This is a genomic window from Dolichospermum planctonicum (assembly GCF_005402965.1).
GTDB classification, from domain to species: domain Bacteria; phylum Cyanobacteriota; class Cyanobacteriia; order Cyanobacteriales; family Nostocaceae; genus Dolichospermum; species Dolichospermum planctonicum.
Genome location: NZ_BJCF01000007.1, coordinates 47730 through 70231, shown reverse-complemented (window position 1 = coordinate 70231; position 22502 = coordinate 47730). Strand labels below are relative to the sequence as shown.

14 protein-coding genes and 2 pseudogenes are annotated in these 22502 nt (G+C 37.7%); all 16 read left to right on the top strand.

Annotated features, from left to right (window positions below):
• The first annotated feature begins 1 nt into the window (after position 1).
• The 16 genes and pseudogenes from FFO06_RS05265 (at position 2) to FFO06_RS05200 (ending at position 22141) form a co-directional block, all read left to right on the top strand.
• Positions 2–1849 (top strand): Calx-beta domain-containing protein, encoded by a 1848-nt coding sequence (locus FFO06_RS05265; RefSeq protein ID WP_137907083.1) that lies wholly within the window; start codon positions 2–4, stop codon positions 1847–1849.
• A 143-nt stretch (positions 1850–1992) separates the two neighbouring features.
• Positions 1993–2649: a sugar transferase gene (locus tag FFO06_RS05260; RefSeq protein WP_137907082.1), complete on the top strand. Its 657-nt coding sequence runs from the start codon at positions 1993–1995 to the stop codon at positions 2647–2649.
• A gap of 42 nt (positions 2650–2691) precedes the next feature.
• A complete protein-coding gene (locus FFO06_RS05255; RefSeq protein ID WP_137907081.1) occupies positions 2692–3369 on the top strand; it encodes an acetyltransferase in 678 nt (225 codons plus the stop codon).
• Between the two features lie 15 nt (positions 3370–3384).
• A pseudogene (locus FFO06_RS22660) lies at positions 3385–3834 on the top strand (formyltransferase family protein); the annotation flags it as partial.
• Between the two features lie 1260 nt (positions 3835–5094).
• Positions 5095–5787 (top strand): annotated as a pseudogene (locus tag FFO06_RS22655) (AMP-binding protein); the annotation flags it as partial.
• Positions 5785–8136: a MupA/Atu3671 family FMN-dependent luciferase-like monooxygenase gene (locus tag FFO06_RS22650; protein ID WP_442341968.1), complete on the top strand. Its 2352-nt coding sequence runs from the start codon at positions 5785–5787 to the stop codon at positions 8134–8136. The pseudogene FFO06_RS22655 and the gene FFO06_RS22650, both read left to right, overlap by 3 nt.
• Positions 8137–8560: 424 nt before the next feature.
• A complete protein-coding gene (locus tag FFO06_RS05245; RefSeq protein WP_137907079.1) occupies positions 8561–8815 on the top strand; it encodes an acyl carrier protein in 255 nt (84 codons plus the stop codon).
• Positions 8816–8838: 23 nt separating this feature from the next.
• A complete protein-coding gene (locus FFO06_RS05240; RefSeq protein ID WP_137907078.1) occupies positions 8839–9138 on the top strand; it encodes a hypothetical protein in 300 nt (99 codons plus the stop codon).
• 9 nt (positions 9139–9147) lie between these two features.
• The gene (locus tag FFO06_RS05235) at positions 9148–9873 is read left to right on the top strand and encodes an SDR family NAD(P)-dependent oxidoreductase (protein ID WP_137907077.1); all 726 of its coding nucleotides are present in this window, start codon (positions 9148–9150) and stop codon (positions 9871–9873) included.
• The gene (locus tag FFO06_RS05230) at positions 9870–11231 is read left to right on the top strand and encodes an ANL family adenylate-forming protein (protein ID WP_137907076.1); all 1362 of its coding nucleotides are present in this window, start codon (positions 9870–9872) and stop codon (positions 11229–11231) included. Before FFO06_RS05235 ends, FFO06_RS05230 begins: the two co-directional genes overlap by 4 nt.
• Entirely contained in the window at positions 11228–12280 is a 1053-nt protein-coding gene (locus FFO06_RS05225; RefSeq protein WP_137907075.1) for a 3-oxoacyl-ACP synthase III family protein, read from the top strand. Before FFO06_RS05230 ends, FFO06_RS05225 begins: the two co-directional genes overlap by 4 nt.
• Positions 12281–12292: 12 nt before the next feature.
• On the top strand, positions 12293–12919 hold the full coding sequence (locus FFO06_RS05220; protein WP_137907074.1) for an acetyltransferase: 627 nt from the start codon (positions 12293–12295) through the stop codon (positions 12917–12919).
• A gap of 64 nt (positions 12920–12983) precedes the next feature.
• Positions 12984–14522: an MBL fold metallo-hydrolase gene (locus FFO06_RS05215; protein WP_137907073.1), complete on the top strand. Its 1539-nt coding sequence runs from the start codon at positions 12984–12986 to the stop codon at positions 14520–14522.
• Between the two features lie 7 nt (positions 14523–14529).
• The gene (locus tag FFO06_RS05210; RefSeq protein WP_137907072.1) at positions 14530–15663 is read left to right on the top strand and encodes a DegT/DnrJ/EryC1/StrS family aminotransferase; all 1134 of its coding nucleotides are present in this window, start codon (positions 14530–14532) and stop codon (positions 15661–15663) included.
• Between the two features lie 21 nt (positions 15664–15684).
• A complete protein-coding gene (locus FFO06_RS05205; RefSeq protein ID WP_201275425.1) occupies positions 15685–17871 on the top strand; it encodes a GumC family protein in 2187 nt (728 codons plus the stop codon).
• A gap of 877 nt (positions 17872–18748) precedes the next feature.
• Positions 18749–22141: a phycobilisome rod-core linker polypeptide gene (locus FFO06_RS05200; protein ID WP_137907071.1), complete on the top strand. Its 3393-nt coding sequence runs from the start codon at positions 18749–18751 to the stop codon at positions 22139–22141.
• The last annotated feature ends 361 nt before the right edge of the window (positions 22142–22502 follow it).

Sequence of the window (22502 nt, the reverse complement as noted above, 5' to 3'; positions counted from 1 at the left end):
TATGAAGAAATATCCGGTATTATTAGCTATTGTTATCTGCATTTTTATAGTTTTCCAAAATGGAGTATTTCCACAAAACTTATCTGCGTTAGCAACAAGAAAAGTTATTAATAACGAAAGAGGATTTTACTATGTATTTCCTTATAATGATGATTGGTCAAAAGTTGGAGCTTATATAGGATTAGCTCATTATGATAGTTTTGAAGCCATGAATCAAGAAGCTATTAGAGGAATTCAGGGTCGTTTTCAACACTTTCATTCTCAAGATGAAAATAAATATGCTTATTTTCCCTATGCTGAATTAAAGGAATATGAAACTGACGAATTAAATCAAAATCATCCACCATTATGGATTACTGCTAGGTATAAAAATCAAAGAAAACCTGTAATTTTTGAATGGTTGTCAAAAGAAAAAGCTCAAGGTGTGAATTTTGCTGATGAGCGTTATATAAATTTCTTTATTAAAAAATATGTCCGTAATAAACTACAAAAAAATTCCTATCAAAATATTTGGTTAGGACTGGATAACTGCGCTTTTAATTACAGTTTATATGGTGTATTTGACGAAAAAAATAATTTTATAAATAACGTTAAATGGGAGAAACCATTTCCCCAAAATAATCAGGATTTTTTACAATCTGTCAAGTATTTTTTCAAACGAGTTAAAGAATTAGCACCCGATATTAAAATTATTTGTAATGAAGGGAGTATTGCTGATGAAACTCAGTATAATCAAATATTTGCGAATACAGATGGAGTTATTTTAGAAGATTTTCTTGGTGAGATATATAATCAAGATGGAAATTATGCTAGAGATAAAATTTATCAAATTTATTTGCGAATGAAAAATTTTGCGACCAACAAAGTACAAATTTATCAACCTCATACACACGACCGAGATGAACTTATTCATGATATGTACCTTGGGTATTTAATTTTTGGTGGAGAAAATCGATTTTTAAGTATGGATAATGATCAAAGTCAAGAGATTGATCCAAAACGATATATAGAAATTAAAAATGCTTTGGGTAATCCAACTTCTCCAGCAACAGACCAACAGGAAATAAATAAAAGTCAAGGATATCGTCTTTATTCAAGAAGTTATGAAGGAGGAATTATATATTTTAATCTCACGGGAAAAACGCAAACCATAAAATTAAAATCAGGGAAGAAATATTTTGACGAAGATCATCGTCCAGTAACAAGAATTGTCATTCAAGATAAAACAGCAAAATATGTAGTTTTTAGTCCACAAGTCAGAGCCGAGAAACCTGTGATTAGTCCAGTTCAAGAAGGGATGATCACGGGTGAAGTTCTTGTTAATATCGAGAGTAAAATACCCAATGCAACTATTAGATATACTCTTGATAATAGCGAACCAAATCAAAATTCTCGAATTTATATTAGTCCGATTAAACTAACTAAAAGTGCTATGGTAAAAGCTAAAGTGTTTACTCCAAATGGGTCTACAAGTTTGATATCAAGTACTTATTATAGTATGACCAATAAATTACCGCAAGTGGAATTTCATGTAAGTGCAGCAAGTGGAAGTGAATTTTTAAATATGGATTATCCCCTAGTAAAACTAAATTACATGAGTGGGAAAACGGTAACTGTTAATTATTCAGTTGTAGGGGGTACAGCCAAGAATGATGGTATAGATTATAAATTAGGAAATGGTCAGTTGACATTTAAAGCTGGAGAACAGTACAAATATTTACCAATACCAATTATTAATGATGATCAAAAAGAAAATAATGAGACTATCAAAATTAAGCTTTATCAGACAGTTAATGCCAAATTAGGGAATAAAAATTTATATACTTATACAATTAAGGATAATGATTAAAGGTATTGACAATATGGCTATATTATCTTTTGTATTTTCGCTATATTTTTAATAAGGGTTTTGTTTCGCGCAAATGTGCAAAGACGCAAAGAAGAATATAAATGTCTGAATCAGGATTTATAAGATTAACAGAGTAGAAAAACATGGGAAATAGCGAATCACAAACTAGGAATTATAATCAATCTTACCTAAGATGGATTAGCAGATTTATCAAATTAGTATTAGATAGATTTGTCGCTTTTATCGGCATAATTTTTCTTTTTCCTATTCTGATAATTGTAGCAGGTGCTATTTATTTGCGTATGGGGAGTCCAGTTTTATTTATCCAACCCCGTCCAGGTAAAAATGCGCGGATTTTTAACTTCTATAAATTCCGCACCATGACTAATGAAAAGGACGAAAAAGGTAATTTATTATCTGACGAAAAACGCTTAACATCCTTTGGTGATTTTATCCGCAAAACCAGCTTAGATGAACTTCCTCAATTGTGGAATGTTTTTAAGGGTGATATGAGTTTTGTGGGTCCACGTCCTTTGCGTGTGCAATATCTTGAACTTTATACTCCTGAACAAGCTCGTCGTCACGATGTTTTACCAGGAATCACAGGACTAGCCCAAATTAATGGTCGTAATGCTATTAGCTGGGAAACAAAGTTTAACTTGGATATTTGGTATATTGACAATTGGAATCTTTGGCTAGATTTGAAAATTCTTCTATTAACATTTTGGAAAGTCCTGAAGCGTGAAAATATCAGTCAGGAAGGATATGCAACTGCGCCGGATTTTAAAGGTCAGCAATAAATAAGTATTAAGTTTTTTTGGCAAATCAAGGATGGGAATTTTATGGACAAAGTTGTTATTTTTGGAAACGGTTTTTTTGCAGAAAGTATTTACTTTTATCTCAAGCATGATTCAGATCATCAATTAATCGCGTTTACGGTTGATGAATCTCACATTACATCAGAAAGTTTCCATGATTTACCAGTTGTGGCTTATGAAAAACTTGAAAAATATTATCCACCGACTGAATATAAGTTGTTTATTCCTCTCGGTTATGAAAGATTAAATAAGTTGCGGGCAGAAAAATACTATGATGCTAAAAAGAGAGGATATGGTTTTATTTCTTATATCAGTTCTAAAGCTGATAGCGAAGCGCGACCTAGGAATCATCATAATATATCTGTAGGTGAAAACTGCTTGATTTTAGAGAATAGTATCATAGAACCTCAAGTTATTATTGGTGATAATTGTATTCTCGCTGGTGGTAATCATATTGGACATCATTCGATAATTAATAATCATTGTTTTCTTGCTTCTCATGTTGTCCTTGGTGGAAGAGTAATGGTAGGAGAGTACAGTTTTATTGGCATGAATGCTACTATCAGAAATGCCATAAATATTGGCAAAGAAAATATTATTGGTGCAGGGTCAATAATTCTTACCAATACCGAAGATCAAGCAGTTTACTCCCCAGGAGAAACTCCAAAATTTCAAGTTCCTAGCAATCTTATCCATATTTAAGGGAGAGAATAATTTATGACCGGGTTTTCCTGTTTTGTTGTTGGTAATGGGACTCTATCTATCAATTGTTTAGAACTTTTATTGCTCAAAAATTGCCAATTATTAGGAGTATATTCGCCAGATAATTCATTACAAGCATGGTGTGAAAGTCATGGAATTGACTACATAAGTTCTCGCAATATTTTTCACAAAAGACTTATGAATGTTGAATATGACTATCTTTTTAGTATTAATAATGTTCAATGGATTATTCCCAAAAATGTAATTGCTAGAGCAAAAAAAGCGACTATCAATTATCATGATGCCCCACTACCAAAATACGCTGGTTTATACGCAACTTCCTGGGCATTACTAAACGGTGAAACCCAACACGCTGTCACTTGGCATCAAGTCGTTACCCAAGTTGATGCTGGTCCTATTTTTAAACAAAAAATAGTGCCAATTCGTCCAGATGATACCGCCTTTACTTTAAATATTAGTTGCTTTGATGCTGCGATCGCTTCTTTTGATGAACTCACAGCAGAATTAATCGCTGGTAATGTTGAACCAATACCCCAGGATTTATCCCAACGAACTTATTTTGGTTATGAACATCGTCCGGTTTCCCTAATATCTTATGATGTCAGCAGTAAAGATATTTGCAATTTAGTTAGGGCCCTGGATTTTGGTCCAGTATGGCTAGGCCAGGCAGGTTATCGCAATGAATTAGGTCAACCTAAAATCTGGCTACCAGGAGGGGTTGTCGTCGTCAGTTCTGCCCGGCCAATCATATCTGAACATGGAACGCCTGGACAAGTTCTGATTTTAAATGCGGAAGGAATTAGTATTGCTACTATAGACGGGGCAGTGCAATTTGGTAATTTAAAAACATTAAATGGAAAGGACATTTCTTTTCAAGAGTTGCAACAATATTATGGTGTGCGGGTTGGTGATGTTTTACCTGTAATTGACACGGAAACCAAAAAGGCAATTAGTCAGCGGAATATTGCTTTATCTCGTTATGAACAATTTTGGGTTGAAAGGTTGACAAGGTTTACGCCTTTTCAACATCCCTATTTAGGGCGAGAAATATCCCATCAATTACCAGAGTTTTCATCACCCCAGCTTCAACGTTATCATATTTTGTCCAATGCACCTGTAGAACCAAAAAATCTACTGGTGATGTTTGCAGCTTATTGTGTGCGATTAGCGACAGAATCAAGTGGGGAATTTGATTTAGGACTACAAACGGAATCTCAGCGCGGTATTGCTCCTGAATTGTTTTCGCAAATAGTTCCTTTGCGTGTGAAATTTGAAAAGGAAGAGTCTTTTAGTGATTTTCAAGGGCGATTATCAGCGGATTTAGATTACATAAATCACTTAGGTAGTTTTAGACATACACTATTAGGACGTTATCCTGAATTACAGGATACGGAATACGGGCGGAATCTTTTTTCTAGGGGGCGAACAGCCGTTTGCCCCTACCCGTGGTTGCCGAAAATCTTTCCTGTGGCGATCGCATCTGTTCCTGCTCCCGATGCTTTAAAAGATTTGGCTGACTGGGATTTTATGAATGCTTCTATGGCCTTTGTGGCTTATGAAGATGGGAGTTACAGTGAGTTGGTACATAAGGGGGAATTGAGTGATGCGGACTCTAGGCAAATTGTCCAACAACTTGAGGTTTTTATCTCTGCTTGTTTAGAACATCCCGAACAATCTTTAGATAATTTACCAATTCTTAACCTCAGCCAACAACAGCAGATTTTAGAAGAATGGAATCAGACTGCACAACCTTTCCCCGCAGATAAATGTATTCATGATTTATTTGCTCAACAAGTAGAGCGGACTCCTGATGCTATTGCTGTGGTTTTTCAAGAACAACAATTAACTTATCGGGAATTAAACACACAAGCTAACCAACTAGCGCATTACTTAATTTTACAGGGAGTTGGACCTGATGTGTTGGTGGGTTTGCTGATGGAGCGATCGCTAGAAATGATGATCGGCTTATTAGCAATTCATAAGGCTGGAGGGGCTTATCTTCCCCTAGACCCTGATTTTCCTCAAGAGCGTTTGGCTTTCATGGTAGAAGATTCCCAAGCACCCATCATCTTCACCAATTTAGCAGCAACTACGGTAAAAAGGGCAACTACGGAGGGTTGCGCTTACAGGATTATTTCCATTGATGCAATCAGGGCAGAAATTAGCCAACAACCGACGACGAATCCCCATACAGAAGTTAAACCAGAAAACCTCAGTTATGTCATCTACACCTCTGGTTCTACGGGAAAACCCAAGGGTGTGATGGTAGAACATAGAAATGTGCTTAATTTTTTCACGGGAATGGATGGGGTAATTAACCATGAACCACCAGGAGTATGGTTAGCTGTAACCAGTTTGTCTTTTGATATTTCAGTCCTAGAACTCTTTTGGACTCTGGCACGGGGATTTAAAGTAGTAATTTATAACCCCAAAGCAGAGCGAAAACCAGCTACTGCCGCCAGTTTAAAACGGCAAAATCGCTCTAAATCCATAGATTTTAGTCTTTTCTATTTTTCTAGCCATGAGAAGGGTGAAGATGCTGCGGACAAATATCGCTTATTACTAGAAGGGGCTAAATTTGCCGATGCTCATGGGTTTAAAGCAGTTTGGACTCCGGAACGTCATTTTCACGCTTTTGGTGGCTTATTCCCCAATCCGGTGGTCAGTAGTGCGGCGATCGCCACCATCACCAAAGATATCCAAATCCGGGCTGGTAGCTGTGTTTCTCCACTACATAACACAATTCGTCTGGCGGAAGATTGGTCTTTAGTAGATAATCTCTCCAATGGTCGAGTAGGCATATCTTTTGCGGCTGGTTGGCAACCCAACGATTTCGCGCTGTATCCTGATAGATTTGCCAACCGCAAGGAAATCATGTTTGAGCAAATAGAAGAGGTACAGGCACTTTGGCGGGGAGAAAGCCTTGAGCTTACGAACGGAAAGGGAGAAAGGTTTTTTGTGCAAACCCTACCTCGCCCCGTTCAACCGACACTGCCAATCTGGATCACAGCCGCAGGTAACCCAGAGACCTTTCGTGAGGCGGGAGCTAAGGGCTTTAATATTTTAACTCACTTACTGGGACAAAGTTTAGAAGAATTAGCGGCCAAAATTGCCATTTATCGTCAAGCTTATACAGAGAATGGACATACTGGCGAGGGAATTGTCAGCTTGATGATACATACTTATGTAGGGGAAAGTAAGGAAGAAGTGAAGGAACTTGTGCGGCAGCCAATGCGGCAATACTTGGCCAGTTCTTTGGATTTAATCAAGCTTGCGGCCTGGTCTTTCCCCACATTCAAGCAGAAAACCACGAATGAGAAGGGACAGTTTTCGGTGTCCCATTTGTCTGACCCAGATATGAGTGAGGTACTAGATTTCTCCTTTGAACGCTACTTTGAAACTAGTAGTTTATTTGGAACAGTGGATACCTGTGTACAGATGGTAGATCGAATTAAAGCCATCGGTGTTAACGAAATTTCTTGTCTGATTGATTATGGTGTGGATACGGATACGGTGCTATCTCAGTTACCGCTACTGGATGAATTGAAAACACGGGTCAATTATCAACCTACCACTGAATCCGTAGCCGATTTGATTAAGAGTCATCAGGTGACACATCTGCAATGTACTCCTTCTATGGCTAGTTTACTGATCGCAGACACCCCTAACCGCCAGGCTTTATCACAGTTATCTAATTTAATGATAGGTGGTGAGGCTTTTACCGAAGCTTTAGCAAAAGAACTTCAGCAGATAATTCCCGGACAGATTCATAATATGTATGGTCCAACAGAAACCACTGTTTGGTCTGCAACCCATACTTTAACTCAAGTCAATGGAGTTGTTCCCCTGGGTCGTCCTATTGCCAATACTGAGTTATACGTTCTGGACAATAATCAGCAACCTGTGCCTGTTGGTATGGCCGGTGAGCTATATATTGGCGGTCAAGGGGTGACGCGCGGATATTTAAACAGACCAGAGTTAACTCAGTCAAGATTTATCCCCCATCCTTTTAGTGGGGACACTAACGCCCGTTTATACCGAACTGGGGATTTAGTTCGCTACCGCAAAAATGGTAATCTAGACTTTTTAGGACGCATAGATTTTCAAGTAAAAATACGCGGACATCGGATTGAATTGGGAGAAATTGAGACAATTTTAAGCCGACATGAAGCAGTACAAGAAGCTGTAATTATTGTTCGTGAAGATATCCCAGGGGATAAGCGACTTGTAGCCTATATCCGTCCCCAACCAGGACAAAAACCATCTCATACAACTATTCGAGAATACTTACTTTCCCACTTACCTGAGTATATGGTTCCTTCTAACTTTGTTGTTCTGGAGACGTTTCCCCTGACTCCCAACCATAAAGTTGACCGCAAGGCCTTACCTGCTCCCATGTTAGCGCTTGTGACTGGGGATAGTGTAAGTACCATAATACCCCAAAATCATGTTGAACAAACTCTGATAGAAATCTGGCAAAAGGTGCTTCAGATTTCCACCGTGGGAACTCAAGATAACTTCTTTGATTTGGGAGGTAATTCCCTGGTTGCTGTGAGATTAATTGGGGAAATTCGTTCGGTATTTAATGTAGATTTACCCTTGATTACTTTGTTTCAATCTCCAACTATAATCGACATTTCTGGGCAGATTATGGCTAATTCCCCGAATCAGTTTACATCAATGGGTCAAATTTGTGCCAATAAATCCCGTTATATAAAAGTGGAGATGGTGGAAATATCCAGATAAATTATTGCCATTAATACAGGCTGATCATTTGATATTTTAGATTTTGGGTTGACTCCTCTTCAATCTAAAATCTAAAATCCGAATTTCTGAATTGACAAACTTATTTTTTTTGATTCTCGATATTCCTCAATATTCATTTATCAACATAGTGCCAAAGTGGCGAGAATATTTGAACGGATTTAGTATAGTTATTAATAACTGCTCATTTGCGTTTATTAAGTAACTGAAGTTGTTAGTTATCGGCTGGTAATGGGTAATTGGTCATTGGTGAGTAATTTTCTGTTTTAATCCTGTAAATCCTTTAATCTTGGAAATCCTGATATGACTCTGATCTGACTACGCTATCAGATATTTTCTTTAACTAGCAACTTACGTTAAGTAGATTAGTAAATAAATATAATTTAATAATTTAGGATGTATAAATATGCCAAATCGCCAAGAAATACTAGAAATCTTAGGTGAAGCGATGGAAATAAATAGTGCAGATATTACAGAAGAAACAGCACTAAAAAACTTAGGAGATGCCTGGGACTCAGTGGCTATATTATCGGTAATATCAATCATTGATAGTTATGCTCAGAAATCTATTCCTGTTAATGCTATAGTCGAGAGCAAAACAATTAAAGACCTCATTGATCTTGTCTATAAAAATGACAATCAAGTAATTAGTTATCAGTAATTTTAATAATCAAGGAGAATAAGATGTTAGAGATGAAGAGAGAAGAAGTTGTCAAAATCATCAAAAAGGCATTTGCAGAAGTTGGAGATAAGTCAAATATTAACTTGCCAAAAAAATTAGATGAAGAAACGAGAATTTTAGGAGGAAATTCGCCTTTTGATTCTATGCACGTTGTCAATATTATTGTTCTGATTGAAGATTATATTGCAGATACATTTAACCTGAATATTACCTTAGCTAATGAGCATACTATGTCTCAGGGTAAAAGTCCATTTTTATCTATTAGGACATTGACAGATTATATAGTAGGTAATCTAATCTAATCTTCAAACATGAAAAATCTTCAGAATAGTCTTTATCAAGACCGTATTGTTTTAATTACTGGCACAACTAAAGGTATTGGACTGCATTTAGCAAAACATTTTTTAGAACAAGAAGCTATTGTTTGTGGTTTCGCTCGTTCTGAATCATCTTTGCAACACAATCAATACTATCATTATCGAGGAGATGTTACTAATGTTAATGATGTTAAAGGAGTTATACAAGAAATCAGAAAAAAGTTTGATCATTTAGATATACTGATTAATAATGCAGGTATAGCGTCAATGAATCCTTCTATGTTGATGCCAGAAACTACTGCTAAAGAGATACTTGATATCAATATAATTGGTGTTTTTAATATGTCGCGGGAAAGCACTAAGTTGATGATGAAAAAAAACTATGGTAGAATTATCAACTTTAGTTCTGTTGCTGTTCCTATGCACATTGAAGGAGAGGCAATTTACGCATCTAGTAAAGCAGCTATTGAAGAATTTTCTCGGGTTTTTGCGAGAGAAGTTGCCAGATTTGGCATCACAGTTAACGTCATTGGACCTTCACCAATTATGACAGATTTGATTGCCAAAGTATCTCCAGAAAAAATCCAAAATCTTGTTAATAAAATGCCTTTAAGTCGTTTAGGTGAATTTAAGGATGTGGAAAATGTGATTGATTTTTTTGCTAGTGAAGCTAGTCAATACATTACAGGACAAGTTATTTATCTTGGAGGTGTTTCATGAATAATCTTGAGAGATTTTTCTCCTATTTCGCAGATTATGATCATAAAACTGCTTTAATCTTGAATAATCGAAATTATAGTTATAACTGGATTTTAGAACGAATAGAATACTGGTCTTATATTTTGTCAGAGGAAGGTATACAAAAATCTGTTGTTGGTTTTCAAGGAGATTATTCCCCGGAAATTATAGCCTTATTCTTCGCACTCATGCGGCTAAAAAATATCTTAGTCCCTTTAGGTGTAATTAATCAGCAAGAACAAAAGAGATATTTTGATATCGCTAATCTTAGGTATATTCTGTCAATTGATAAAGAAGAAAAGTTAGTAATTCAAGATTTGAAAACTATTGTAGATAATACTACTTTATCTCAATTCATCAAAGGGGAAACTGCGGGAATTATCTTATTTTCTTCTGGTTCTACTGGCACACCCAAAGGAATGCTTCATGATTGTGATAAATTATTATCAAAATACAATCATGGCAGAAAAACTCTTAATACTTTAGCATTTTTATCCCTGGATCATATTGGGGGAATCAACACTCTATTATATCAATTATCTAATGGGGGAATAACAGTATTAACGGATAATAGAAGACCTGAAAATATCTGCCAATTAATTGAAAGTTGTCATATAGAGTTATTGCCAGTCTCTCCTACTTTTCTGAATTTACTTTTGATGTCAGAGTCTTATAAAAATTATGATTTAAGTTCTTTAAAAATTATTAGTTATGGTACAGAAGTAATGCCAGAAAATACATTATTGGCTTTAGCTAATGCTTTTCCTGGGGTAAGTTTAAAACAGACTTATGGACTATCAGAATTGGGAATATTACCCACTAAAAGTGAAAGTTCTGAAAGTAAATGGGTTAAGTTAGGTGGGGAAGATTACCAAGTGAAAATAGTAGATAATATCCTCTGGATAAAAACTAATTCAGCTATGGTTAGTTATTTGAATGCTCCCTATCCTTATGATGATCAAGGTTGGTTAAATACAGGAGACGTGGTAGAAACAAAAGGGGATTATTTTAAAATACTTGGTCGTCAATCAGAAATGATTATTGTCGGTGGTTTAAAAGTCTTTCCCCAAGAAATAGAGAATATTTTAATCCAAATGCCGGAAATTGATCAAGTAACAGTTTTTGGTGAAGCGAATGCAATTACGGGAAATATAGTTGTTGCTGTAGTTAAACCCACAGATTTATCAATTGACGAACGGAAAATGAGACAACTGATTCAATCCTATTGTCAAGAAAAGTTACAAAGTTATAAAATTCCAGTTAAGGTTTATTTACACTCTAGTGAACATCACAATCATCGGTACAAAAAAATTCGTTCTCAAGTTAAGGAAATGCTATGAATCAAACAAGTATTCCTCTTATCAGTATGCGAGGTATTGCGATCGCTTTACCTGAAAAAATTGAATTTAATCATCAATTATCCGATGTGTTAGATGATGAAGACATAGAAAGAGTTAGTCAAACAATTGGTATTCACAGTAGAAAGGTTGCTGGTGAGGGAATTACAGCTTTTAATCTGATGTCCCAAGCTATAGAAAACCTTTTAAAAACTACAAATATTAGCATAAAAAATATAGATTGTTTGGTGTGTATTACCCAAACTCCAGATTATTTGATTCCGGGAAATTCTTTTCTATTATCTCATCAATTAGGACTAAAAACAAGTGTCTTAACACTAGATATAAATGCTGGTTGTGCCGGATTTACCCATGGTCTAATTGTCCTGGGAAAATTAATTAGTAATGGTGATATTAAATGTGGATTACTTGTAGTTGGAGATACACTTACAAAGCTAGTCAATCCTCAAGATAAAACTGAAAGGTTGTTATTTGGTGATGGAGCGGCTGCCTGTCTTTTAGAATTTGATGAAAAAGGCAAAGGACTAACAGCTTGCTGGAGAACTATTGCTAGTGATTATAATAAGTTAATAGTTCCTGCTGGTGGTATGAAAACACCAACTACAGAACATACGAAAATTGTCAAAATCCAAGAAGATGGTAGCTATAGAAGTGAAAATGATTTAATTATGGATGGTGCTGCCGTTTTCTCATTTTCAATTAAAGAAGTTCCTGAAGTTGTTAACTTAGCTTTAAAAAATTGTAATTTAAGCGATGAAGATATTGACTTATTTGTGTTTCACCAAGCTAATAAATTTATGGTTGATTATATCCGTAAGAAATTAAAGCTTGCTGAAGAAAAAGTTCCTATTTGTGTAGAAGGAATAGGTAATACCAGTAGTGCATCTATCCCCATTGCTATTAGTCGTTATGCCTTAAATCAAGGCATAAATAAAATTAGTGGTCGGCTGTGTTTAACTGGGTTTGGAGTAGGTTTATCTTTGAGTAGCGTCATTATTGAAGTAGAAGATTTAATTGTCACTTCCCTATAATTTCACAATGTTATGAAGAAACAAAGAGTAGTCGTAATTGGAGCAGGAGGTCATGCCAAAGTAGTAGCAAGTACGCTCATGGACGCAGGACACCAAGTAGTAGGTTTTTACGATGATGATCTGCAAAAGAGGGGAAAGCATATTTTTGGTATTCCCGTTGTTGGTCCACTGGGCGAGCTTAAATATAACGATTTTTCTCATGCAATCATTGGTATAGGTGAAAATGAGGTAAGAAAGCATTTAGTAGAAAAACTGAATCTTAATTGGATAACTGTGATTCATCCATTAGCTTATGTTCACCCCGAAGTTTATTTAGGCGTAGGTACTGTAGTTTGTGCTGGTGCTATAGTCCAGCCCTATTCTAGAATTGGCTCGCACGTAATTATTAATACTAAATCTAGCGTTGATCATGACTGCTGCGTTGGAGATTATGTACATCTAGCACTCTCCCACCTTGCAGGTGGTGCAACAGCTAATGAGGGAGCATTTATAGCCCTGGGAAGCATTGTATTTCCAAAGGTTACAATTGGTGCTTGGGCTACTGTCAGTGCTGGTTCAGTAGCAATGAAGGATGTGATGCCAAACAGCATAGTCGCAGGTGTGCCGGCTCGATTGATTAAAGAAGCTAATCTTAATTAACGCAAGAGGCAAAAGAAGATTAACATAAATACTGATAATTATCCCTACACATTCCCTATTCCCTATGAAAATTATTTCTCTCGGTCATGCAGGCCTCCAAGTAGAAACTCGAAATGCTAAAGTGCTGATTGATCCTTGGTTTTCACCAGAAGGGGCGTTTCTGGGTTCATGGTTTCAGTACCCAGATAACCAACATTTGATCACTTCTGCACTGCTGCAACCAACGGCCATCGCTATTTCTCATGAGCATTTAGATCACCTTGACCCTTGGTTTCTGTCCCAAATACCAGCAAATACATCTATTATTATTCCTCACTATCCCTCACCAGTCTTAAAAAGAAAAATTGCTGCTGCCGGTTTAAAGGAAATTATAGAATTGCCTCAGTGGCAACCAATAAAAATAGCTGAGAGCATTAGTATTTTCTTTGTATCAGAACAGTCACCAATGAACCATGACTCCGCAGTGGTTATTGTTGGTGATGGGCAGACTCTGCTTAATCTCAATGATGCTCGCTTGTCTGGATCTCAACTTAGCAGCATCCGTAACAAAGTAGGTGGAGTAATTGATGTGTTAGCACTGCAAGGAGCAGGAGCTTCTTGGTATCCCATCTGTTACGAGTACCCCGAAGAGCGTAAAAGAGAACTTTCCCAGAATAAGCGCCTAGCTAAATTTAAGTACATGGAACGGGCGATTACTATTGTTGAACCAGTAACAGTTATGCCCTGTGCTGGTCCTCCCTGTTTCCTTGATTCAGAACTGACTTGGGCAAATGCACAGATCGAAGCCGGAATTTTCCCAGATCAACAGCAGGTAGTAGACTGGCTAGGGCAGGAGGGAATTAAAAATACTATGATTTTGCTCCCAGGTGATGCTTTTGATGTGACTACAAATCAAAAAGCAGCTGATCCTATCTGGGATGATTTTCACTTTAGCAATCGCACCTCTTATGTACAAGACTATGCTGAATTGAGAACTGGTAATCTTCTGGCTTTAAAGGCTCGTTACCCTCAACCTACCGCATCTCTTTACTTACCATTTTGCGACTATTTCCAGCGTCTTTTAGGAATGAGTCCTTACTTCAACAGCAAAATCAAGATGCGAGTTGGCTTTGATATCACAGGACCTGGAGGGGGGAAATGGGCGGTTGATTTTCGACCCGGTTTAGAGGGGGTATATGAAGAGATGGGTGAATGTAGTTATGGTTACCGTTTTGCCTCAAGATGGCTTCCTTCTTTGTTAGATGGTTCCTTGTCTTGGGAAGACTTCTTTTTGTCCTTACGATTTCAGGTATGGCGAAATCCAGATATCTACAATGACCATCTTTTAGGACTCTTGAAATTTGCTTGTTCTCAGTCCCTACAAGCTGTAGAAGATTATGAAAACTCAGTGGATTTCCAAGAGCAAATTACAATCCATTGCGACGGAAGTAATTACTTGGTACAGCGCCATTGCCCCCATGCAGGTTTTGACTTACAGGAGGTAGGAGAGGTTTTACCTGGAGGGATTCTGCGCTGTCTAGGTCATCACTACGAGTTTGATTTAAATACCGGAAAATGCCTGAATGGCAAATCTAAATTACTCAGCAGCAAACGCACTATTTAGGTGAATTATGAATAAACCAATTCTGCTCTCAACTCCCCATATAGGATCTCAAGAATTAGCATTCGTAAAAGAAGCATTTGATACTAATTGGATCGCCCCAGTAGGTCCTCATGTTGATGCTTTTGAACAAGAATTTTGCCTTGGGACTGGCGCTAGTTATGCGGCTGCCGTCAGTTCGGGAACTGCGGCTTTACATTTAGCTTTACAATTAGTTGGCGTAGGGTCAGGGGATGAGGTTTTTTGTTCTACTTTAACCTTTGCTGCTACTGCTAATCCTATCATTTACTTAGGTGCAAAACCAGTTTTTATTGATAGCGATCGCATTTCCTGGAATATGAACCCAGAATTGTTGCAAGAAGCTTTACAAAAACGCGCCTATTTTGGTAAATTACCAAAAGCAGTTATCCTTGTACATTTGTATGGTCAAAGTGCAGATATTGAACCTATTCTCCAAGTTTGTAATCAATACAATATTCCCCTAATTGAAGATGCAGCCGAGGCTTTAGGTGCTACTTATAAAGGGCTTTGTCCTGGAACTTTTGGGCGAGTTGGTATTTACTCCTTCAATGGTAATAAAATCATCACTACTTCCGGTGGGGGAATGTTAGTTTCTGATGATGATAAATTAGTTATGAAAGCCAAATTTTTAGCAACTCAAGCCCGCGATCCTGCACCCCATTATCAACATTCAGAAATCGGTTATAACTATCGTCTGAGTAATGTTTTAGCAGGTATCGGTCGTGGTCAGTTACAGGTTTTAAATGAAAGAGTAGCAGCGAGACGACGCAATTTTGAAATTTATCAATCTGCTTTGGGAGATTTACCAGGAATCGAATTTATGCCCGAAGCTAATTTTGGACATTCTACGCGGTGGTTAACGGCTTTAACAGTCGCGACCGAGGCTTTTGGTGCAGATCGAGAATATATTCGTCTTCAACTTGCTAAAGAACAAATTGAAGCTCGTCCTGTATGGAAACCATTACACCTCCAACCTGTGTTTTCTGAATGTGAATGTATTGGTGGTGAAGTCGGGGAAGATTTATTTGTACGCGGTCTTTGTTTACCCTCTGGCTCTAATCTAACAGACGAAGATTTAGAAAGAGTAATTTCTGTTATTACAGCTATTTACTCAACAACTTAAAAATATCCAACTTTAATGATTATGGAACTACAAGAATCTTCTATATCACCGACAAAATATTGGACAATTCTCAAACGTCGTTGGTTGGCAACTTTATCTATTAGTATTGTTGTTTTTGGGATATCACAGTTAGCAACATCTTTGAAAAGACCTCTTTATGTGGCAGAAGGTAAGTTACGTTTTCAAAGAAATAATTCTACTTCTTCTATGACGGGATTAGGAACAGAAATAGGCAAATTAGTTCCTCTCATGGAACAAAGTAATCCCATGAACACAGAAGTAGAAATAATACGTTCTTTTCCGGTAATAGAGAAAACTATTAACCGTTTAGAACTCAAAGATGATAAAGGACTGGCTTTAAAAACTAGGCTATTTCTCAAAAACCTCACTATCAAAGAAGTTAAAGGTGCTGATGTTCTCCAAATTACCTACACAGATAGTAACCCAAAAACTGCAGCTCAAGTTGTAAATGAGCTAATGAAAGTTTATTTGGAGCAGAATTTATCTTCACGCAGAGCCGAAGCAGCCGCAGCTCGCAAATTCATAGAAAGACAACTACCAAAAGCCGAATTAGTTGTGCGTCGCTCTGAATCTGAATTAGCAGGTTTTAAAGAGAGAAATAAGATTGTTTCTTTACAGGAAGAAGCAACTCAGGCAGTGGAAATCATGGCTAATTTGCAATTAAGAATGAACGATACTCAATCTCAATTGGCTAATGTTAAATCCCAGTCTCAGGTAATAAGTCAACAATTGGGAATGAGTCCCGAACAGGCATTATTAATGACTTCTATCAGTCAAATCACTGGAATACAAGATATTCTTAAAGAAATCCAACAGCTACAATCAAAATTGGCAAATAGGCAAACTATTTTGGAGAATAGTCATCCAGAAATTATAGACATACGAGACAAAATAATCTCTTTAAACAGAGTTATTGATCAGAGGATAGCCCAAGCATTAGGTAAAAATAAACTACAAGCACAAGGTAACTTACAATTGAGTGCATTACAACAACAACTCTCTACTAGACTCGTAGAATTAGAATCTAACCGTCTAGGTTTAGCAAGTCAAGTCAATTCTTTATTAGATTTACAATTTGCTTATAAACAAAGATTAAATAACTTACCGAAATTGGAAGAACAACAGCGTCAGTTAGAACGTAAACTACAAGCAGCACAATCTACCTATTCCCTGTTACTTCAAAAGCTACAGGAAAGCAGAATAGCCGAAAATCAAAATTTAGGTAATGCTACTAAGATATCTGAAGCACAAATTCCTGATGAATCTACCTTCTCTGTTATGGGTTCTTATCTAAGTTCAGCCTTAATTAGTATATTGGCAGCCTTGATTACTATATATATTCTAGAACTCCAAGATAAATCTATTAAGACTGTTGATGAAGCTAAAGAATTACTGGAACTGACTTTATTGGGAGTTATTCCTACAGCCAGTAAGTGGAAAAGATCCTCTAGCAATCAGGATGAAAGTGATCCCTATAATCAAAGTATTATCATTCGAGATTTTCCCCGTTCTTCTATTAGTGAATCTTACCGAATGTTAAGGGCAAATCTCAATTTCATGAGTGCTGATAAAGAGCTAAAAGTTATTGTTGTCACCAGTTCTGTACCCAAAGAAGGTAAATCAACGGTAGCAGCCAATTTAGCTACAGCAATGGCACAAATGGACCGTCAAGTTTTACTAATAGATGGAGATTTGCACAGTCCAGTTCAGCATAAAATTTGGGATTTGATGAATAATCAAGGTTTAAGTAATTTAATTATTAAAGAAGAGGAAATCTCTGCTACTATCAAAAAAGTCATGCCTAACTTAGATATCTTAACTTCTGGCATAGTTCCTCCTAGTCCGGCTTCTCTTTTAGATTCTCAAAGAATGGCAACTTTAATGGCGAATTTTTCTGATAAATATGATTATGTAATTGTTGATACTCCAGCATTAAATGTTGCTGCTGATGCTGTTACTTTAGGACAAATGGCCGACGGTGTTTTATTAGTGGTTCGTCCTGGTATTGTTGATTCTGTTAATGCTACTTTTGCTAAGGAACTATTAGCAAAATCCGGACAAAATGTCTTAGGACAGGTGGTTAATAGTGTAATCGTTAAAAATGAACCCCATAGCTATTACTACTTCCAAAAAGAAGACTATTCACAAACAATTAATCAAGAGTCTCAAGAAACTGTAAAAATTTAGTTTAGTGAGGATTTACTGATAAGTATTGATTAATGTAGTGAGGACTTGAGTCCTCTTTTCCCCTTTTCCCCGTAGTCAGGACTTGAGTCCTCTTTTCTAGATACTACGCGAACAAAATCAAGGCTAAATCCCTGACTACAAAGGAAAAATTATAATTTTTACTGCCACCCTTGCGTCGCTCCTGTTCTGGAAGGAGTCGGGGATATGCTTTCTGCTTATACTTGTATTGAGAAAATTATTTTTTATTCTTTCTACCAACGTCAAATACTATGCGTTAGTTTATATTTAGTAATACTTTAGCTCTTACCCATACGCTACTAAATAAGAAACTAGGTAGGACGTATCTTTGCGTTAACGGGAAGCGCCCCATTATAGATAATCTTTTATTTAATAAGCTGTTTAGCATTTAAGTTTGACAAAATCAGTGATGTAAAATCTTATAGGTGGGCATACCTTTGAATATTTATACATATTTAATTTAGTGACGCTTTAACTTATCAATAACCACAAAAATAAGATAGCGGTTTACCAACCTGGTATCAATATAGCCTTGATCATTTTTGCCTACCGTCTGTCCTTTGCCTTTATGAGTCAGCTTAATCATTAAATTGGTGCAAAATATGGGATAAAATCTATGTTCATCCCAGAAAATAGAAGTATGTATCTTCTGGAATATCAAATTTAGATTACAGATTCGACATACTTCTTAATAAACCAACAGCGTCAACACAAAACGTTCTAATCTAAAAATTGAACTGGGTTAATTTACTGGGTTTTGCCAGCGTCATATTCACAAATACGCAAAAATGTCAAGCCTTAAAAATAAATAACTCAGGCTTAACACATAAACGATTATGATAGGAGTTTTAAAAAGCTAATGAGTGTTAAGGCAAGCGGTGGAAGCTCAGTTGCGCGTCCGCAACTATATCAAACCCTACCTGTGTCCACTATTTCCCAAGCGGAACAACAAGACCGCTTTTTAGGAAGAGGTGAACTAAGTGAACTGGTCAGTTATTTTGCCTCTGGGGCAAAACGTTTAGAAATCGCCCAAATTCTCACAGAAAATTCGGAAATCATCGTTTCTCGCGCTGCTAACCGGATTTTCGTCGGTGGTTCACCTATGGCTTTCTTAGAAAAGCCTCAAGAACGAGAATTGGCAATGGTCGGTGCTGGTGCTAGTCTGCAAGAGGGCATGAAATTAGGAACAGTCACCTACGTTGAAAGTCGTGGTGGTTTCTTGGAAAACCTGCGTTCTATTTTCAATACTTCTGCTGGCGGACCGACACCTCCGGGCTTTAGACCCATTAACGTCGCTCGTTATGGTCCGGGTAACATGGCCAAGAGCTTACGGGATTTATCCTGGTTCTTGCGCTATGCTACTTATGCCATTGTCGCTGGTGACCCTAATATCATCTCTGTGAATACCAGAGGTTTACGGGAAATTATTGAAAATGCCTGTTCTTCTGAAGCGACTATAGTGGCTTTACAGGAGATCAAGGTGGCTTCTTTATCCTATTTCCGCAAAGACGCGGCAGCTACAGAAATTGTGACTCAGTACATGGATGTATTGCTCACAGAATTTCAAGCGCCTACACCTTCCACAAAAGTTCGCCAACGTCCTACTGGTGATCAACAAGGGTTACAACTACCCCAAATTTACGCTAACGCGGCTGAGAATCGTCCCAAATACGCTATGAAGCCGGGTCTGTCTTCTAGCGAAAAGACAGAAGTGATCAAAGCGGCTTATCGTCAAGTATTTGAGCGCGATATTACCCGTGCTTATAGCTTGTCTATTTCTGATTTGGAATCAAAAGTTAAAAATGGCGAAATCTCCATGCGGGAGTTTATTCGTCGTCTTGCTAAGTCTCCCCTTTACCAAAAGCAATTTTACCAGCCTTTTATTAACAGTCGGGTAATTGAATTGGCTTTCCGTCATATTTTAGGACGGGGACCTTCCAGCCGCGAAGAAGTGCAAAAATACTTTGCTATTGTTTCTAAAGGCGGTTTAGCGGCCTTGGTGAATGCTTTGGTAGATTCTACCGAATACAGCGATTACTTTGGCGAAGAAACAGTACCCTATATTCGGGGTCTGGGTCAAGAAGCTCAAGAGTGTCGCAACTGGGGACCACAGCAAGACCTGTTTAAATACAGTGCGCCTTTCCGTAAAGTACCTCAATTTATTACAACTTTTGCGGCTTATGAACAGCCATTACCTGATCAACATCCTTATGGTTCTGGTAATGACCCCTTGGAAATTCAATTTGGGGCGATTTTCCCGAAAGAAACTCGCAACCCCAGCAGCAGCCCTGCACCTTTTAGTAAGGATACCCGCCGGATTTTGATTCACCAAGGACCTGGTATCAATAATCAACTTAGTAACCCTAAAGCCCGTGGTGTAGCTCCAGGGACTCTAGGGGCTAAAGTCTTCAAATTAGACCAATTACCAGGAACTATTGGCAAAAAAGCGGCTAAGGGAGCAAGTGTTAAGTTCTCTGAAAGTTCTACCCAAGCGGTAATTAAGGCTACATACTTACAAATTTTCGGTCGTGATGTTTATGAAGGTCAACGGCTGAAAGTTGCAGAAATTAAGCTGGAAAACGGCGAAATCACTGTCCGTGAGTTTGTACGGATATTGGCTAAGTCGGATTTATTCCGCAAGATGTATTGGACTTCTCTCTATGTGTGTAAAGCGATTGAGTATATTCACCGTCGCTTATTAGGTCGTCCTACCTATGGTCGGGAAGAGAACAATAAGTATTTTGACCTGGCGGCTAAGAAGGGTTTCTATGCTGTTGTTGATGCTATCATTGACAGTGATGAATACAGCCAAGCATTCAGTGAAGATACTGTTCCTTACGAACGCTATTTAACTCCTGCTGGTGTATCTTTACGTCAGTTGCGCGTAAGTACTATCCGCGAAGATTTGGCCAATGTTGAAAAACAAGAAACCCCGCGCTTTGTGGAATTGGGTGCAGTTACAGAAATGCGGACTGAACCAGATATTGATTTCCGCATTAATCAAGGTGTTACTAAGCAACGTGAGCAAACCAAGGTCTTTAAATTAACAGCAGTTGGTAATGATAAGGTTGCTGTTGATACTGTAATTAGCGGTGCTTATCGCCAGATTTTCGAGCGAGATATTGCTCCTTACATTTCTCTCAACGAGTTCACGAGTCTAGAAAGTAAGTTGGTGAATGGTGAAATTACGGTGAAGGAATTTATTCAAAGTTTGGGTTACTCTAACCTGTACTTGAAGGAGTTTTATACACCTTATCCCAACACGAAAGTAATTGAGTTGGGTACTAAGCATTTCTTGGGTCGGGCACCGATTGATCAAGCAGAAATCCGCAAATATAACCAAATTCTCGCTACTCAAGGTATTCGTGCCTTTATTAGCTCTATGGTGGAGAGTGTGGAATATCGTCAAGTCTTCGGTGAAGATACTGTTCCTTACCGTCGCTTCCCCACTTTACCTGCTGCTAACTTCCCCAATACTGAAAAGCTTTACAACCAGCTAACTAAGCAAAATGATGATTTGGTTGTTCCCAGCTTTAAAACAGTTAAGCCTCGGATTAAAACTGAGAATACACCAATTTTGGCGAAGGCGATCGCTGATTTAGCAGCCCAAAGTAAGAAAATGGACAAGACTAAACCCTTGTTTATTGAGTTGGGTCGTTCTTTCAATGATGGACGTGGACAGTCTGTAGAGGTAGGTGTAGGCACGAGCAGACGCAAGCCAATTCGGATTTATCGCGCTACTACTGGCACAAATTCCCCGGAAACCAATCAGGTAATTAATGCTATTTACTGTCAGGTAATGGATGTATTTAGTGGTCAAGTTCCTGGTTATTTCCGCCGTTCTGACTTAGATAGCAAATTACGTAATGGTGAAATTACCGTGCGTGAGTTTGTCCTGGAATTAGCTAGTTCCGAAATCTATCGCAAACGGTTCTATACTCCTTATCCCAATACCAAGGTAATTGAATTTTTATTCCGTCACCTGTTGGGACGCGCACCGGCTACCCAGAGCGAAATCCGTCAATATAACAAATTATTGGCTGATAGCGGTTTAAGGGCTGCTGTAGAGGGAATTGTCAATAGTCCTGAATATGCTCGTTATTTTGGTGAAGACGTAGTACCTTACAAACGCTATCCCTCTTTACCAGCGGGTAACTACTTGGGTAGTGTACAAGCTGAGGCTGATTTGGTGAAACAATCTTGGTCTAGCTTGTCTCCTGCTGTTTTAACAGGTCGTCCTAGCAATAGGTAGGTTAATGGGTAATGGGTAATGGGTAATGGGTAATGGGTAATGGGTAATGGGTAAAAAAGGTAATAACTCTACCTCCTTACCTGTTACCTGTTACCTGTTACCTGTTACCTGTTACCTGTTACCTGTTACCTGTTACCTATTCCCTGTTGCCTCAAAATGAGCAAATCTGAAAATTAATGTTACAAAATATTAAGAGCAGTAATAAATGCTCAACATAATACTGGACAATATTTTGCGGAAGGTATTTGAGTTTTCCATCTGGTTTACACCAAATCCAGTCAATCTGGTTAGAAATGTAAATCAAGATGTCGGGCTTGACTATCAACCATATAAAGTCGTACCAGTTTAATCAAACTCTGGT

What these genes read in the sequence shown, in the direction of transcription:
- FFO06_RS05240 (WP_137907078.1), top strand. Translation starts at nt 8,839, where the DNA reads ATGTTAGAGATGAAGAGAGAAGAAGTTGTCAAAATCATCAAAAAGGCA.
- FFO06_RS05205 (WP_201275425.1), top strand. Translation starts at nt 15,685, where the DNA reads ATGGAACTACAAGAATCTTCTATATCACCGACAAAATATTGGACAATT.
- FFO06_RS05245 (WP_137907079.1), top strand. Translation starts at nt 8,561, where the DNA reads ATGCCAAATCGCCAAGAAATACTAGAAATCTTAGGTGAAGCGATGGAA.
- FFO06_RS05220 (WP_137907074.1), top strand. Translation starts at nt 12,293, where the DNA reads ATGAAGAAACAAAGAGTAGTCGTAATTGGAGCAGGAGGTCATGCCAAA.
- FFO06_RS05265 (WP_137907083.1), top strand. Translation starts at nt 2, where the DNA reads ATGAAGAAATATCCGGTATTATTAGCTATTGTTATCTGCATTTTTATA.
- FFO06_RS05235 (WP_137907077.1), top strand. Translation starts at nt 9,148, where the DNA reads ATGAAAAATCTTCAGAATAGTCTTTATCAAGACCGTATTGTTTTAATT.
- FFO06_RS05225 (WP_137907075.1), top strand. Translation starts at nt 11,228, where the DNA reads ATGAATCAAACAAGTATTCCTCTTATCAGTATGCGAGGTATTGCGATC.
- FFO06_RS05200 (WP_137907071.1), top strand. Translation starts at nt 18,749, where the DNA reads ATGAGTGTTAAGGCAAGCGGTGGAAGCTCAGTTGCGCGTCCGCAACTA.
- FFO06_RS05210 (WP_137907072.1), top strand. Translation starts at nt 14,530, where the DNA reads ATGAATAAACCAATTCTGCTCTCAACTCCCCATATAGGATCTCAAGAA.
- FFO06_RS05260 (WP_137907082.1), top strand. Translation starts at nt 1,993, where the DNA reads ATGGGAAATAGCGAATCACAAACTAGGAATTATAATCAATCTTACCTA.
- FFO06_RS05230 (WP_137907076.1), top strand. Translation starts at nt 9,870, where the DNA reads ATGAATAATCTTGAGAGATTTTTCTCCTATTTCGCAGATTATGATCAT.
- FFO06_RS05215 (WP_137907073.1), top strand. Translation starts at nt 12,984, where the DNA reads ATGAAAATTATTTCTCTCGGTCATGCAGGCCTCCAAGTAGAAACTCGA.
- FFO06_RS05255 (WP_137907081.1), top strand. Translation starts at nt 2,692, where the DNA reads ATGGACAAAGTTGTTATTTTTGGAAACGGTTTTTTTGCAGAAAGTATT.